The organism is Geodermatophilus sp. SYSU D01106 (genome assembly GCF_054049995.1).
Genome location: NZ_JBJGYM010000009.1, coordinates 90,469 through 104,872 on the forward strand (window position 1 = coordinate 90,469; position 14,404 = coordinate 104,872).

At 76.5% G+C, this 14,404-nt stretch carries 11 protein-coding genes; 1 reads left to right on the forward strand and 10 read right to left on the reverse strand.

The genetic code is table 11. The annotated features are described in order from the left end of the window. The first annotated feature begins 78 nt into the window (after nucleotides 1–78). Complete coding sequence (locus ACI78R_RS11790) at nucleotides 79–537, forward strand: gamma-glutamylcyclotransferase family protein (RefSeq protein WP_073421500.1); 459 nt, start codon at nucleotides 79–81, stop codon at nucleotides 535–537. A gap of 80 nt (nucleotides 538–617) precedes the next feature. Here ACI78R_RS11790 and ACI78R_RS11795 read toward each other — a convergent pair whose 3' ends face one another. From ACI78R_RS11795 to ACI78R_RS11840, 10 genes are all read right to left on the reverse strand, one after another. Then, nucleotides 618–1,517 carry a hypothetical protein gene (locus ACI78R_RS11795; RefSeq protein WP_457040861.1) on the reverse strand — a complete coding sequence of 300 codons (900 nt, stop codon included), beginning with the start codon at nucleotides 1,515–1,517 and terminating at the stop codon, nucleotides 618–620. Nucleotides 1,518–1,687: 170 nt separating this feature from the next. Continuing rightward, nucleotides 1,688–2,161: a hypothetical protein gene (locus tag ACI78R_RS11800; RefSeq protein ID WP_457040862.1), complete on the reverse strand. Its 474-nt coding sequence runs from the start codon at nucleotides 2,159–2,161 to the stop codon at nucleotides 1,688–1,690. A gap of 9 nt (nucleotides 2,162–2,170) precedes the next feature. After that, the gene (meaB, locus tag ACI78R_RS11805) at nucleotides 2,171–3,169 is read right to left on the reverse strand and encodes a methylmalonyl Co-A mutase-associated GTPase MeaB (RefSeq protein WP_457040863.1); all 999 of its coding nucleotides are present in this window, start codon (nucleotides 3,167–3,169) and stop codon (nucleotides 2,171–2,173) included. A gap of 74 nt (nucleotides 3,170–3,243) precedes the next feature. Next, nucleotides 3,244–5,454 carry a methylmalonyl-CoA mutase gene (scpA, locus tag ACI78R_RS11810; RefSeq protein WP_457040864.1) on the reverse strand — a complete coding sequence of 737 codons (2,211 nt, stop codon included), beginning with the start codon at nucleotides 5,452–5,454 and terminating at the stop codon, nucleotides 3,244–3,246. Next, on the reverse strand, nucleotides 5,451–7,322 hold the full coding sequence (locus ACI78R_RS11815) for a methylmalonyl-CoA mutase family protein (RefSeq protein WP_457040865.1): 1,872 nt from the start codon (nucleotides 7,320–7,322) through the stop codon (nucleotides 5,451–5,453). Before ACI78R_RS11815 ends, scpA begins: the two co-directional genes overlap by 4 nt. Before the next feature lie 29 nt (nucleotides 7,323–7,351). Further along, nucleotides 7,352–8,611 carry an amidohydrolase gene (locus ACI78R_RS11820; RefSeq protein WP_073421963.1) on the reverse strand — a complete coding sequence of 420 codons (1,260 nt, stop codon included), beginning with the start codon at nucleotides 8,609–8,611 and terminating at the stop codon, nucleotides 7,352–7,354. Further along, nucleotides 8,608–9,822 carry a glutamate--cysteine ligase gene (locus ACI78R_RS11825; protein WP_457040866.1) on the reverse strand — a complete coding sequence of 405 codons (1,215 nt, stop codon included), beginning with the start codon at nucleotides 9,820–9,822 and terminating at the stop codon, nucleotides 8,608–8,610. Before ACI78R_RS11825 ends, ACI78R_RS11820 begins: the two co-directional genes overlap by 4 nt. Nucleotides 9,823–9,872: 50 nt before the next feature. Continuing rightward, entirely contained in the window at nucleotides 9,873–11,351 is a 1,479-nt protein-coding gene (locus tag ACI78R_RS11830) for a hypothetical protein (RefSeq protein ID WP_457040867.1), read from the reverse strand. A 73-nt stretch (nucleotides 11,352–11,424) separates the two neighbouring features. Further along, on the reverse strand, nucleotides 11,425–12,711 hold the full coding sequence (locus ACI78R_RS11835) for a hypothetical protein (protein ID WP_457040868.1): 1,287 nt from the start codon (nucleotides 12,709–12,711) through the stop codon (nucleotides 11,425–11,427). Nucleotides 12,712–12,824: 113 nt separating this feature from the next. Then, a complete protein-coding gene (locus ACI78R_RS11840) occupies nucleotides 12,825–14,321 on the reverse strand; it encodes a peptidase M16 family protein (protein WP_073421492.1) in 1,497 nt (498 codons plus the stop codon). Nucleotides 14,322–14,404: the final 83 nt, after the last annotated feature.

Sequence of the window (14,404 nt, forward strand, 5' to 3'; positions counted from 1 at the left end):
CATCCTCCCAGCCGGGGCCGTCCGTGTCGGCCGCCTCCCCGGTCGGACTGGCCACACCGCCCGTAGGCTCGGGCGGCGATGGGTCTCTATGCCGCGTACGGGTCCAACATGGACCCCGAGCAGATGCTGCGCCGCTGCCCGTCCTCCCCCCACGTCGGCACCGGGTGGATCCGCGGCTGGCGGCTGGCCTTCGGCGGCGAGGAGTACGGCTGGGAGGGCGCCCTGGCCACCCTCGTCCCCGCCGAGGACCGCGAGGCGCCCGGCGTCTTCGTCGCGCTCTACGACCTCACCCCCGCCGACGAGCGCGAGCTCGACGCGTGGGAGGGCGCCGACCGCGGCCTCTACCGCAAGCTGAACCTGCGGGTGCACACCCTGGGCGGCGACGTCGTCGCCTACGTCTACGCGCTGGACGCCTTCGAGGGCGGGCTGCCCTCGGCCCGGCACCTGGGCGCGATCGCCGACGCCGCCGAGGCCGCGGGCGCCCCGGCCGACTACCTCGCCGAGCTCCGCGCCCGGGAGTGCCGCTCCGCGTTCTGAGCGCGTTCTCCCCCGCGATCATGGAGCTGGGGTGCCGACACGCCGGCCGAGATCGGCGGGTCCCCACCGCGACTCCATGATCACCGCGGGGTGGGCAGCCGCAGGGCCCGCGCCACCTCGGCGACCATCCGCCGGTGGTCTCGGTAGACGTCGGCGGCGGTGACGTGCAGCAGCGTCCACCGGTGCTCGGTGAGCCAGTTGTGCCGCCGCCGGTCGTCGCGCAGCTGCTCCGGCGTCATGTGCGCCTCGTGGCCGTCGAACTCCGCCGCCACCCGTTGCTCGCGCCAGCCGGTGTCGAGGTACCAGCTGCGCCCGTCGCCGAGGACGCGCACCTGGACGTCGGGGGCCGGCAGCCCGCCGTCGATGAACCGCCAGCGCATCCGCGACTCCATCGGGGACTCGGCCCGCCCGTTCGCGTGTGGCGCCAGACGTCGCAACCGGACGACCTCCCGGAGCCCGCGCTGCCGCTCGACCTCAGCGGCGAGCTCCGACCTGGTGCACTCCCTCGTGGCCAGGGCGGCGTCGAGCGTGGCCAGCCCGTCGATCGGCGCGGTGCCGCGGACGACGTCGCACGCCGTCCGCGGCGGCGGGGTGCACCACACGCCGTCGACCAGCTCGGCGTCGTCCGTGCCGAGGACCGACGGGTGCACCCGGATGCCCGGCCGGGCCCGGTTCGCCACGGACGGCGGGCCGAGGAAGTGCACCGTGTCGCCGCCGAGGACGTCGAAACCCCACAGCGCCGCCGCGGTGGAGTGGCAGGCGACGAGGTCGGGCCCGACGGCGAGCGCCGCGGCGCGCACCTGCTGCCCGAGGGAGTCCGGCAGCTCGGCGTCGGCCAGCACACCGCGCCAGCGGGTCCGCCGCCACCTCCCGGAGGCGACCAGGCGCCGGACCTCCCAGGCGCTGAGGCGCTCACGGGCCTGCTCGGTGGTGAAGACGCCGCCCTGGCGGGCGATGGTCCGGTACAGCGCGAAGTCCATGCCGGGACGCTCGGTCCCGGGCCCGACACCCGAGGGTCCCGTACGCCGTCTGTGGAGTGCGGCCGGCCTGTGGACCCGCCGTGATCATGGAGCTGCGGTGGCGACATCCCGACCGACGGCGGTGCGTCGCCACCCGCGCTCCATGATCGCGAGGAGGGGCGGCCGGGCGCTCAGGCGCAGGTGGCGAACCACCAGTCGGTCAGCGCGTCCTGCGCGTCGGTGACCTCGGAGCCCGGGTTGAACAGCGTCGCGTCGGTGACCGTGCCACCGTCCGGTGCCGCCTGCGCCGCGGCCAGGTACTGCTCGAGGTAGCTCTGCGCGGTCGACCACTCGGCGGCGACGTCGGCCGCGGGGTCGGACTGCTGCAGCGGCGTCAGCTTCTCCTCGATCGCGGCGATCAGGTCCACCTTCGGCAGGGCCGCCTGCACCGGACCGAAGCTCGCCCCGTTCGCTCCCGCCTCCCGCAGCTGCGCGCAGGTGTCACCCTCCAGCACGGGCTCCTCCCCGGCGGTCGAGGAGGCAGCCGAGGAGCCGGACGGGGAGGCCGAGGGCATGTCCGCTCCGGAGGACCCGCACCCGGCGAGCAGCAGGACGCCGGCGGTCGCGGCGAGCAGGGGACGGAGCGGGGAGGCAGGAGAACGCACCCGGCGAGGCTAGTCAGCGGCCCCGGCGTCCCCGAGGAAGGTCTCCAGGAGCCGGCGTGCGGCCAGTGCGGGGGTGAGCTCGCCGGCCAGCACCGCCTCCTCCAGCCCCGGCGCCTGCGCCCGCACCGCCGGGTGCGCGCGCAGCCGGTGCTCCAGCCCGTCGCGCACCATCTGCCAGGTCCAGCGCACCTGCTGCGCCCGGCGCCGCTCGTCGAAGGCACCCGATGCCTTCGCGCGGTCCTGGTGCTCGACCAGCTTCGCCCACACCTCGGCGAGCCCCTCGCCGGTCAGCCCGGCGCAGGTCAGCACCGGCACGTCCCACTCGGAGTGCCCGCGCAGCATCCGGATCGCCCCGGCCAGCTCGCGGGCGGCCTTCCGGGCGTCGCCGGCGGCGGGCCCGTCGGCCTTGTTCACCGCGATGACGTCGGCGATCTCCAGGATGCCGCGCTTGATGCCCTGCAACTGGTCGCCGGTGCGGGCCAGCGTGAGGAAGAGGAACGAGTCGACCATCTCCGCGACGGTGACCTCGGACTGCCCGACGCCGACGGTCTCCACCAGCACGACGTCATACCCGGCCGCCTCGACGACGACCATCGACTCCCGCGTCGCCTGCGCGACCCCGCCGAGCGTCCCGGCGGTCGGCGCGGGCCGGATGAAGGCGTTGCGGTCGACGGCGAGGCGGGCCATGCGGGTCTTGTCGCCGAGGATCGACCCGCCCGACCGCGCCGACGACGGGTCGACCGCCAGCACCGCCACCCGCGAGCCGGCCGCGGTGAGGTCGACGCCGAGCTGGTCGATGAACGTCGACTTCCCCACCCCCGGCACCCCGGAGATGCCCACCCGTCGCGCGTTGCCCACGTGCGGCAGCAGCTCGACCAGCAGCTCCTGCGCCCGCTCGCGGTGGTCGGCGCGGCGTGACTCGACCAGCGTGATCGCCCGCGCCAGCGACCGGCGGTCGCCGCCGAGCACCCCCTCGACCAGCGCGGGGACGTCGGGTGCCGGCGCCACTAGTCGTTCGCTCCCGCGGGTCGCTCCGCTCCTCGCTCGCTGGCGCTCGCTGCGATGCTCACTCCCCTGTCCGCTCAGCCGTGCCCGAGTCGCTGCGACAGCGTCCGCAGCAGCTCCTGCGCCGCCTCGGCGATGACCGTGCCCGGCGGGAACACCGCGGCCGCGCCCATCTCACGCAGCCGCGGGACGTCGTCGGGCGGGATGACCCCGCCGACCACGACCAGGACGTCGTCGGCCCCGAGCTCGGCCAGCGCGTCGCGCAGCGCCGGCACCAGCGTCAGGTGCCCGGCGGCCAGCGACGAGACGCCGACGACGTGCACGTCGGCCTCGACCGCCTGCCGCGCGACCTCCTCCGGCGTCTGGAACAGCGGGCCGACGTCGACGTCGAAGCCGAGGTCGGCGAACGCGGTGGCGATGACCTTCTGCCCGCGGTCGTGGCCGTCCTGGCCCATCTTGGCGACCAGGATGCGGGGGCGGCGCCCCTCGGCGTCGGCGAACGCCCCGGTCATCCGGCGGGTCTCCTCCACCGGGCCCGAGCTGCCGGCCTCGTCGCGGTACACACCGGAGATGGTGCGCACCTGGCCGGCGTGCCGCCCGTGGACCTCCTCGAGCGCGTCGGAGATCTCCCCGACCGTCGCCTTGGCCCGCGCGGCGTCGACGGCCAGCTTGAGCAGGTTGTCGCCGAGGTCGCGGCCCCGCCGTCCCTCGGCGGCGGCGCGGGCGGCGTCGGTGAGCCGGCGCAGCGCGTCGGCCACCGCCGAGTCGTCCCGGGAGGCGCGCAGCTCCGCGAGCTTGGCCTTCTGCTGAGCCAGGACGTCGGCGTTGTCGACGCGCAGCACCTCGATCGCCTCGTCGGCCTCGACCCGGTACTTGTTGACGCCGATCACCGGCTGCCGGCCGGAGTCGATGCGCGCCTGCGTGCGGGCGGCGGCCTCCTCGATGCGCAGCTTCGGGATGCCGTCGTCGATGGCCTGGGCCATGCCGCCGTGCTCGGCGACCTCCTGGATGTGCGCCCAGGCGCGGCGGGCCAGGTCGTAGGTCAGCTTCTCCACGTACGCCGAGCCGCCCCACGGGTCGATGACCCGCGTCGTCCCCGACTCCTGCTGCAGCAGGAGCTGGGTGTTGCGGGCGATCCGCGCGGAGAAGTCGGTGGGCAGCGCCAGCGCCTCGTCGAGGGCGTTGGTGTGCAGCGACTGCGTGTGCCCCTGGGTGGCGGCCATCGCCTCCAGGCAGGTGCGGACGACGTTGTTGTAGACGTCCTGCGCGGTCAGCGACCAGCCCGACGTCTGCGAGTGGGTGCGCAGCGACAGCGACTTGTCCTTCCGCGCGCCGGCCTCCTTCACCAGCCGCGCCCACAGCAGCCGCCCGGCGCGCAGCTTGGCGACCTCCATGAAGAAGTTCATGCCGATGGCCCAGAAGAAGCTCAACCGCGGCGCGAACGCGTCGATGTCCAGGCCCGCGGCCTTGCCGGCGCTCAGGTACTCGACGCCGTCGGCGAGGGTGTAGGCCAGCTCCAGGTCGGCCGTCGCCCCGGCCTCCTGGATGTGGTAGCCGGAGATGGAGATCGAGTTGAAGCGGGGCATCTCCGCCGACGTGAAGGCGAAGATGTCGCTGATGATCTGCATCGACGGCTTCGGCGGGTAGATGTAGGTGTTGCGGACCATGAACTCCTTGAGGATGTCGTTCTGGATGGTCCCCGTGAGCTGGTCCGGCGCCACCCCCTGCTCCTCGGCGGCGAGGACGTAGAGCGCCAGGACGGGCAGGACGGCGCCGTTCATCGTCATCGAGACGCTCATCCGGTCCAGCGGGATGCCGTCGAACAGCTGCCGCATGTCCAGGATCGAGTCGATCGCCACCCCGGCCATGCCGACGTCGCCGACCACGCGCGGGTGGTCGGAGTCGTAGCCCCGGTGGGTGGGCAGGTCGAACGCGACCGACAGGCCCTTCTGCCCGGCGGCGAGGTTGCGGCGGTAGAACGCGTTGGACTCCGCCGCGGTGGAGAAGCCCGCGTACTGGCGGACCGTCCACGGCTGGGTCGTGTACATCGTCGGGTAGGGCCCGCGCAGGTAGGGCGGCAGGCCGGGGTAGGTGCGGAGGAAGTCCAGCCCGGCGAGGTCGGCCGGGGTGGCCAGCGGCGGGACGGCGATGCCCTCGGGGGTCTCCCAGCTCGCCTCCGCCACGCCGCGCCCGGTCGCCTCCTCGAACGCCTTGGCCCAGTCGTCGGCGCCGGCCGGCGCCGCCGGGCGGCCCAGCTCGACGCCGCCGAAGTCGGGGATGCCGCTCATGCCGTGACTCCCAGCTGCTCGTGGACCGTCCGCAGGGCGGCCAGCGCGTCACACCCGGCGTACACGTACCCGTCGACGCCGTCCACCGCGAGCGAGGGCTTCCCCGCCAGCCAGACCGACGTCGCGCCGGCGGCCCGGAGCTCGGCGGCCAGCGCCGCGGCGGACTCCGCGTAGTCGGCGTCGGTGCCGCAGATGCAGGCCACGGTCGTCCCGGACCCGGCCAGCCCCGAGGCGCCGTCGGCCGCCGGGGTCTCGACGCCGCCGGCCTGGAACAGGTTGGCCGCGAAGGTGGCCCGGGCGGTGTGCCGGGCGATCGGGCCGAGCGTGGCCAGGTACACCCTCGGGCGGGACGGCGCGGCGTCGGCGCGGTCGCGCAGCTCCTCGTACTCCTGCGCCGCGCGCACCCGGGGCAGCCCGCCGGTGGGGTGCAGGTCGGCCGCGGGCTGCCGCCGGGGCAGCTCCTCCGCCAGGTTGGGGAACTCGCTGACGCCGGTGATCGCGTCGGCGCGCGTCGCCAGCCGCGTCGCGCGGGCGTCCCAGGCGGCGGCCAGCCGGTCGCGCACCAGACCGGAGTCCAGCGCCGCGGCCAGCCCACCGGCCCGCTCGATCTCGGTGAACCAGGCCCACGCGGCCTGCGCGAGGTCCTCGGTGAGCGACTCGACGTACCAGGAGCCGCCGGCCGGGTCGAGCACGCGCGCGAGGTGCCCCTCCTCCACCAGCAGGCTCTGGGTGTTGCGCGCGATCCGCCGGGAGAACGCGTCGGGCAGGCCGAGCGCGGCGTCGAAGGGCTGCACGGTGACGACGTCGGCGCCGCCCACGCCCGCGGCGAAGCAGGCGACCGTGGTGCGCAGCATGTTCACCCACGGGTCGCGCCGCGTCGTCATCACCGACGACGTCACCGCGTGCTGGCGCTGCGCCCGGGCACCCTCCGACGCGCCGCTCACCTCGCCGACCCGGTCCCACAGCCGGCGGGCGGCGCGCAGCGCGGCGATGGTCGTGAACTGGTCGGCCGACGCGGAGTAGCGGAACTCCAGGGCGCCGAACGCCTCGTCGACCGACAGCCCGCCGTCGGTGAGCGCCCGCAGGTAGGCGACGCCCGCGGCCAGCGAGCAGCCGAGCTCCTCGACCGCGGTGGCCCCGGCGTCGGCGAAGACGGTGGCGTCGACGACGACGGTGCGCCAGCCGGCGGGCGCGCGGCGCGCGAGCGCGGCCAGGCCGGAGAGGTCCTGCTCCTCCCCCGAGGCGGCGTGCACGCCGAGCGGGTCGAGGCCGAGCGAGCCGCCGGGCGCGAGGTCGGTGCGGTCGCCGACCAGCGCCAGCAGCGCCTCGGCGGCCGGCGCCCCGCCGGAGACGGCGACCGGCGCGAGGTCGAGGTAGACGTCGGCGAGCGCGTCGCCGAGGGCGTCCACGGGCACCGCGCCCTCGCCGAGCTGCAGCCACAGCGAGGTGACGCCGTTCTCCAGGTCGGCGGCGATGGCCTCGCGGGTCGTGGCGACGTCGGGGTGCGCGTGCCGCTGCCGGACGTCCCAGCCGGCGGGCACCCCGCTGTCCGGGTGCGACCCCGCGCGGGCGCCGCGGACGAACGGGGGCAGGCCGGGCACGCCGACCGCCGTCGGGAGGTCGCCGGCGTCGTCGGCGTCGTAGAGCGGCGCGACCTGCACGCCGGTGGCCACCGTGCGGCGCAGCGCGTCCTCGACCGGGTCGGGCAGCTCCTCGCGGCCGGCCTTGCGCAGGACGCCGGCCACCAGGTCGCGCCAGGCGCCGCGGTCGGCGGGGGCGAAGCCGCCGGCGAGGGAGAGCTCGTCGGGGACCGCGTGCTCGGCGGGGACCTCGTCCTCGCCCGGCGTCGCGGTGTCGGTGGCGCTCATCGTCGAACTCCTCCCAGTCGAGGAGTGTTCTACCGGCGCTCCCCCGACCGCGGACGCGCGGGGTGGGCCGCGGGCGGCGCCCCGGCCGACGGGCCCGACGTGCCGGCGTCGGCCGTGAGGGCCTGCAGCGCGGTGCGCACGAGCAGCCGCACGCCCACCCCGATCGCCCGCTCGTCGACGTCGAAGGTGCCGCGGTGCAGGTCCAGCGGCGCCCCGCCGCCGTGCGTGCCGAGCCGGGCGAGGGCGATCGGCAGCACGTCGGCGTACCAGCCGAAGTCCTCGCCGCCCATGCTCTGCGGCGACTGGCGCAGGTTCTCCGCGCCGACGGTCTGCAGCGCCGCGGCCCGCAGCAGCGCGACCGCGCGGGGGTCGTTGACCACCGGCGGCACCCCGGGCACGTAGTCGACGTCGACCTGCGCGCCGGTGGGCGCGGCGACCTGCTCGACCAGGCGGCGCAGCAGCGCCTCGGCGCCCTTCCACTCGTCGCGGTCGAGCACCCGCACGGTGCCGCGCAGCGTGCCGCGCTGCGGGATCGCGTTGGCCGCGACGCCGGCGTTCACCGCGCCCCACACCAGCGAGAAGCCGGCCCGCGGGTCGACCTGGCGGGACAGCAGCCCGGGCAGGTCGGTGATCAGCCGGCCGAGCGCGTCGACGAGGTCGACGGTCAGCTGCGGCCGGGCGGTGTGCCCGCCGGGGCCGGTCAGGGTGACGTCGACCCGGTCGCAGGCCGCCGTGATTGAGCCGGTCCGCAGGCCCACCGTGCCCACGGGGATCGCGGGGTCGCAGTGCAGCGCGAACGCCCGCGAGGCGCCCTCGAGCGCCCCGGCCGCGACCACGTGCGTCGCGCCGCCGGGCACGGTCTCCTCGGCGGGCTGGAACACGCAGCGCACCGTGCCGGGGAGGTCGTCGAGGTCGGCCAGGGCCAGGGCCGCGCCGAGGACGGCGGTGGTGTGCACGTCGTGCCCGCAGGCGTGGCACATGCCCTCGCGGGTGGAGGCGTACGGCACGTCCTTGAGGTCGGCCAGCGGCAGCGCGTCGATGTCGGCGCGCAGCACCACCGTGGGCGGCCCCGACCCGACCTCGACGACGAGACCAGTGCCGGTGGGCAGCCGCCGCGGGGCGAGGCCGGCCTCGGTGAGCCGCTGCTCCAGGAACGCCGTCGTCTCGACCTCGGCGAAGGCGAGCTCGGGGTGCATGTGCAGGTGGCGGCGGACGCCGACCAGCGAGTCGGCGCGCCCGGCCACCCAGGCGTCGAGTCCGGCGGCCAGCTCCTCGGGTCCGCGGGTCATGCGGCGTGCCCGCCGGCGCACGCCGCCGGGCCGGGGACGGGGCCGTCGGTGGCGGGGCCGTCGGTGGCGGGGCCCGAGGTGGGCAGCCCGTTCTCGCGCTCGGCCAGCAGCAGGTCGACGACGGCGCGCAGGTCGCCGTCGGCGGCGAGCGCCGCGGCCCGCTGCCGCTGGTAGGAGGCGCCCACCGCGAGCACCCGCTCGACGCCGGCGAGCTCGGCCTCGCAGCCCAGCCGGCGGGCGGTCGGCTCGAGGTCCTCGGCGAGGTCGAGCAGCGCCTGCCGGACCGGCCGCACGGTGCCCTTCTCGTCGACGACGACGTCGGCGTCCAGGCCCCAGCGGGCAGCCCGCCACTTGTTCTCCCGGAGCACCCAGCTCGGCGGGGTCGGCAGCGTGTAGCCGCGGTCGAGCTGGCTGTCGAACTGCTCGACCAGGCACTGCGACAGCGCCGCCACCACCCCGATCTCCTCGAGCGTGGGCAGCCCGTCGCAGATGCGCAGCTCCACGGTGCCGAAGCCGGGGTGCGGGCGGATGTCCCACCACACCTCGCGGACGCTCTCGATCGACCCGGTGGAGATGAGCGTCTCCATGTAGGTCTCGAAGCCGGCCCAGTCCGGCAGCTGGGTGGGCAGCCCCGCGGTGGGCATGCCCTCGAACACCTTGCTGCGCGCCGAGGCGAGGCCGGTGTCGCAGCCGACCCAGAACGGCGAGGACGCCGACAGCGCCAGGAAGTGCGGCACGTACTGGGTGAGCGCGTTGACGATCGGCATCGCCTTGTCCGGCGAGCGGACGCCGACGTGCACGTGGACGCCGAAGATCTGCAGCCGGCGGGCCAGCCACTGCATCCGCTCGACGAGCTGCAGGTAGCGCTCCTTCGGCGAGATGAGCTGGGTCTGCCAGTCGGTGAACGGGTGCGTGCCGGCGCACATCAGGCCCAGCCCGCGGCGGTCGGCGGCCGCGGCGACCTCGGCGACGGTGCCGGCGAGGTCGGCGACGGCCTCCTCCACGGTGGTGCAGACGCCGGTGATGACCTCGACGGTCGACTGCAGCAGCTCGTGCTTGGCCTTCGGGTGCTCCTCGGCGCCGTCGGGGCGGAGCTCCTCGAGGATCTCGTTCGCGCCGGCGGTGAGCTCGCGGGTCCCGCGGTCGACGAGCTGCAGCTCCCACTCGACGCCCAGGCTGGCGCGCTCGGAGGAGGAGAAGGGGATCTGCACGCGATGAGGATAGGGACGACCGGCCCCGTCCACCCCCCGAACGGCGCGGGCTACGGGACGGGGACCAGCTCCGCGCCCGCCGCCTCGGGCAGCCGCAGCAGCGCCGCGGGCACCCGCTCGACCACGGCGGCGAGCGCGCGGCGGCCGTAGAGGTCGGGGTGGACGAGCACGCAGCACAGGTCCCGGCCGACCACGGTCACGCCGCGGCCGTCGGCGGTGGGGACCAGCGCCTCCACCCGCGACCACGGGATCCCGTGCACGTCGCCGTCGGCGTCGCGGTGGGCCAGGCCCTCGTCGGAGAGGACCAGCGCCACCCGCGCCGCCGGGTCGAGCAGCCGCCGGCGCCACGGCGGGCGGAACAGGGTGCCCATGGGCAGCTCCGGCAGCGTCCCGCACAGCGGCCGGCGGGGCACCCCGGCCGGCCCCTCCCAGGCGACGGTGTCGGGCACGGCCAGGACGGCGGTCGGCTCGGCGCGGCGCAGCGCCTCCCGCACGGCGGCCGGCGTCACCGCGCGCCAGGTGGCGAGCGTCTGCGCGGCCGTGCGGAACGGCAGCCCCGTGGCGGCGCAGTAGGCGGCGTCGGCGAGCTCGGCGCCGGCGGCGTCCTCCTCGTCGAGCTCGGCCTCGAGCCCCGCGACGGCGTGCGCGACCTCGGCGTCGGACGGGCCGTCGGCGCACAGCTCCGCGAAGGTGGCCCACAGCAGGTCGGCGACCTCGGCGTCGCGGCCGGAGCGGGCGTCGACCACGAGGGCGACCTCCCGGCGGTCGGGCGCGAGGTCGAGGGTGAGCGAGTCGACGGCGTAGGACAGGCCGCGGCCGTGCCGCGCGCGCTCGCGCAGCCGCTCCCCCGCCACCTGCACGCCCACCGCCAGCGCGGCGTCGGCGGGCCGGTCGGTGGCCAGCAGCAGCCCGACGCCGGGGACGTCGGTGCGGGTCCACACCGGCCCGTCCTGCGGGCGGGGCGCAGGCAGGCGCCGCACCGGACGCGGCCCCTCGGGCAGCGGCAGCCGGAGCCCGGCCGGCAGCGGGCCGTGGCACCACAGCGCGGCGTTGCCGCGGACGAACCAGCGGGCGGCGTGCGCGCGGACGGTGTCCTCGTCGAGGTACTCCGGCCCCGGCCCCGCGGAGACGGTGAGCCCGGGGCCGGTCAGCCCGTAACGGGCGGCCCACAGGGCGCTCACCGTCGTGGACGCCGAGCCGCAGCCCTCCGCCTGGAGCACGCCGGCCTCGGCGGCGATCCGGTCGGTGGGCAGGTCGGCCAGCGCCCGGCACACGGCCTCGAGGAAGGCCCGCACCGCCTCGGGGCGGCCGGTGGCGAAGAACGAGGTGCTGTCGACGTCGGTGACGGCGTTGCAGCGCAGGTGCGTGCGGGGCAGCGCGGCCATGGCCAGGTGCTCGACGAGGTGGGTGACCTCGATGGTCGCGAAGGTCTCGTCGCGCAGGCCCACGCCGAACACCAGCGCGGCGGTGGTCCGCTCCCGTCCGCCCGCGCTGAACACGGGCACCCCGTCGACCACCGTCCGCTGCACACGGCCATCGTCGGGGCCCGGCGTCCCGCCGTCCCCGGCCGACACGCGGCCGGGGACGGCTGGGACGGGTGGGTCAGCGGGTCAGGCCGAACACCGAGATCGTGCCGTCGTCCTCGTTGCTGGTGAGGAACAGCTGCCGGTTCGGCACGGCGAGCAGGCCCTCGGGGGCGTCGCCGGTCGGCAGCACCTGCAGCAGCCGCGGCCGGCGCTCGTCGCCCAGGTCGTACACGAGGACGGCGTCGCCGCGCTCGGAGCCGACGAAGGCGTACGTCGTGCCGCGGATGCCGGCCACCTCCGCGCCCTCGAACTCCGCGCCCTTGTCGTCGCTGCGCCCGTCCGGGTACCGCCCGGCGTCGGCCAGGGCCTGCTCGGCCGAGGTGCCCGACGAGGACACGACCGCGCCCGACGGCGAGAACACCGTCCAGCCGCGGCCGCCGCTGGGCTCCGCGGCGAGGTCGCCCTCGTCGGCGGTCAGCAGGTTCCCGTCCGGCGTCCACTGCACGGCGTCGGGCTCGCGCGGGGCGGTGAAGGCGTCGTCGAAGGCGACCGTGCCGTCGTCGGCGGTGTCGGCCTGCTGCGACACCGTGCCGGCCGAGAAGGAGCCGACCACCCGCCGCTGCCGCAGGTCGACCAGCGCGACGGCGTTGTTCTCCTGCAGCGTCACCGCGGCCACGTCCCGCTGGCTGACGTCGACGTACTCCGGCTCCGGGTCCTCCGGGAAGGCCAGGCCGGGCAGGCCCGCGAGCTCCACCCGGTCGACCGTCCAGCGGGCCGGCTGGCCCTGCAGCTCCACGACCGACAGGAAGCCGGCCGGCGGCTGCGGCAGCCCGCCCTCGACGCCGCCGACCTCGAGCTCCTCGTCGCGCTGGTTCTCGATCGCGATCGCGGCGTAGCGGCCGTCGGGGCTCAGCCCGATGGAGTCCGGCTGGCCGCCGAGCGGCCGCTCGGTGACGACGGCGAGGGTGCGCAGGTCGATGACGACGAGGCGGCCCGACGGGGCGGTGAACGCACCGTCGGTGTCGTCGACGACGGCGAGCGCGAAGCGGCCGTCGCGGGTGACGGCCACCGAGGTGGGCTCCCCGCCGACGTCGACGGCGCCGGCCTGGCGGGGCTGCTCGGGGCGGCTCAGGTCGACCACGCCGACCTGGCCGGTCGCGGAGTCGGTGTAGAGCACGGTGCGGCCGTCGGGGGTGACCGAGAGGATCTCGGCCACCTCGCCGGCGACGTCGAAGGTGGCCAGCTCGGCGAACACCGGCGCGGGCCGGGCGGGCGCGGCGGCGGCCGGCGCGGCCGTGGCGGCGAGGGCGAGCAGCGCCAGCGGGGCGGCGGTGCGGAGCAGGCGGAGGGACGAGCGCGTCACGGGGGTCCTCGGGGTCCGGCGGAGGGGTCCCGCCGACCCAAGCCGCCCCCGGTGACGCGCCGGTGGCCGCCGGGTGACCGCCCGGCGTGCCCCGGGTGACCGGCCGCCCGGTGTCAGGCGACGGGGACGACGGTCCCCGGCCGCGGCGCCGACCAGCGCTGCGGGTGCACGACCTCGCGGAGCCGCGCGCTGACCTGGTCGACGGCGCGCTGCCCGAAGACCGCCCTCTCCACCGGCACCAGGCACATGTTGCCGCCGACGACCACGACGCCGCCGTCGTCGAGGATCGGGAAGACGTTCTCCACCTGCGACCAGGCGATGGCGTGCACGTCGCCGTCGGGGTCGCGGTGGGCGATGCCCTGGTCGCCCAGGACGATCGCGCGGTTGCCGGCGCGGCCGAGCACCCGCTGGGCGAGCGACGGCCGGATGGTGCGGCCGGGCACCGCCTCGCGGGTCAGGCCGCAGATCAGCCAGCGCTGCAGACCCGGCAGGCCGGCGAAGTCCGACCACTCGGGCACCTGCAGCAGCGCGCTGCGGCGCACCCGCTCGAGCGCCGCCTGCGCCTCCGGCGCGGTCACCGCGGTGCACGCCTCCATCCACGCGGCCAGCGGCAGCGCCGGGATGCCGGTGACGGCCGAGACGGCGGCGTCCATGAGGTCGGAGCGGACGAGCTCGTCCTCGTCCGCGGCGTCGAGTGCCTCCTCCAGGCCCTCGCGGGCGTGCGCCAGCTCCGCCGCGCCCGGGCCGGTGCGGCAGAGGTCCTGGAACTGCGTCCAGAGGATCTCGGCGACCGCGCCCTCCTGGCCCTCCCGGGCGTCGACGACGACGGCGACCTCGCGGCGGTCGGGGGCGACGTCGTGGGTCACGACCTCGGCGGAGTAGCTCAGGCCGCGCTCGGTGCGGGCGACGTCCTGCACCCGCTCGCGCAGCACGTCGGCGGCCACGCGCAGCGCCGGGTCCCAGGGGCCGGTGGCCGACAGCTGCAGCCCGACGCCCGGCGTCCACGACTTGGTCCACGCGGGGGCGGCCTGGTGGCGGGGCAGCGCGGGGCGGTGCGGCGGGGCCGGCCGGTCGGGCAGCGGCAGGCGCAGGCCCTCGGGCAGCTCGCCGTGGCAGACCAGGGCCGCGTTGCCGCGGACGAACCACGCCGCCGCGTGCGCGCGGATCACCTCGTCGGGCAGGAACTGCGGGCCGGGCCCGCCGGCGAACGCGACGCCCGGGCCGGTCAGGCCGTACCGGGCCGCCCACAGGCTCTCGACCAGCCCGCCGCCGGAGCTCGAGCAGTCCTCGGCCTGCAGCACGCCGATCTCGGCGTCGGCCCGCTGCAGCGACAGGTCCGACACCGCCGCGCACACGCCCTCGACGAACTCGCGGACCGCCTCGGGACGGCCGGTCGCGTAGAAGGACGTGGTGTCGACCGTCGTCGTCGCGTTGCACTGGATGTTGCGCTTGGGCAGCGACCCCATGACCAGGTGCTCGACCAGGTGGGTGAGCTCCCGGGTCTGGTAGGTCTCGTCCTGGACGCCGACGCCGAACACCAGCACGAGCGTGGTGCGCCGCGGCCCGGGGGCGGAGAAGACCGGCACGCCGTCGATCTGCGAGGTCTGCACGCGGCCATGGTGCGGACGCCTCCCCCGGCCCGTCGGCGACACGCCCTCCGCGGGACGGATGGGGCGGGTGCGCCGCCCCGGAG

Coding starts and splice junctions, on each gene's coding strand:
- ACI78R_RS11820 (WP_073421963.1), bottom strand. CDS start 8,611: ATGACCCGCGGACCCGAGGAGCTGGCCGCCGGACTCGACGCCTGGGTG.
- scpA (WP_457040864.1), bottom strand. CDS start 5,454: ATGAGCGGCATCCCCGACTTCGGCGGCGTCGAGCTGGGCCGCCCGGCG.
- ACI78R_RS11815 (WP_457040865.1), bottom strand. CDS start 7,322: ATGAGCGCCACCGACACCGCGACGCCGGGCGAGGACGAGGTCCCCGCC.
- ACI78R_RS11790 (WP_073421500.1), top strand. CDS start 79: ATGGGTCTCTATGCCGCGTACGGGTCCAACATGGACCCCGAGCAGATG.
- ACI78R_RS11795 (WP_457040861.1), bottom strand. CDS start 1,517: ATGGACTTCGCGCTGTACCGGACCATCGCCCGCCAGGGCGGCGTCTTC.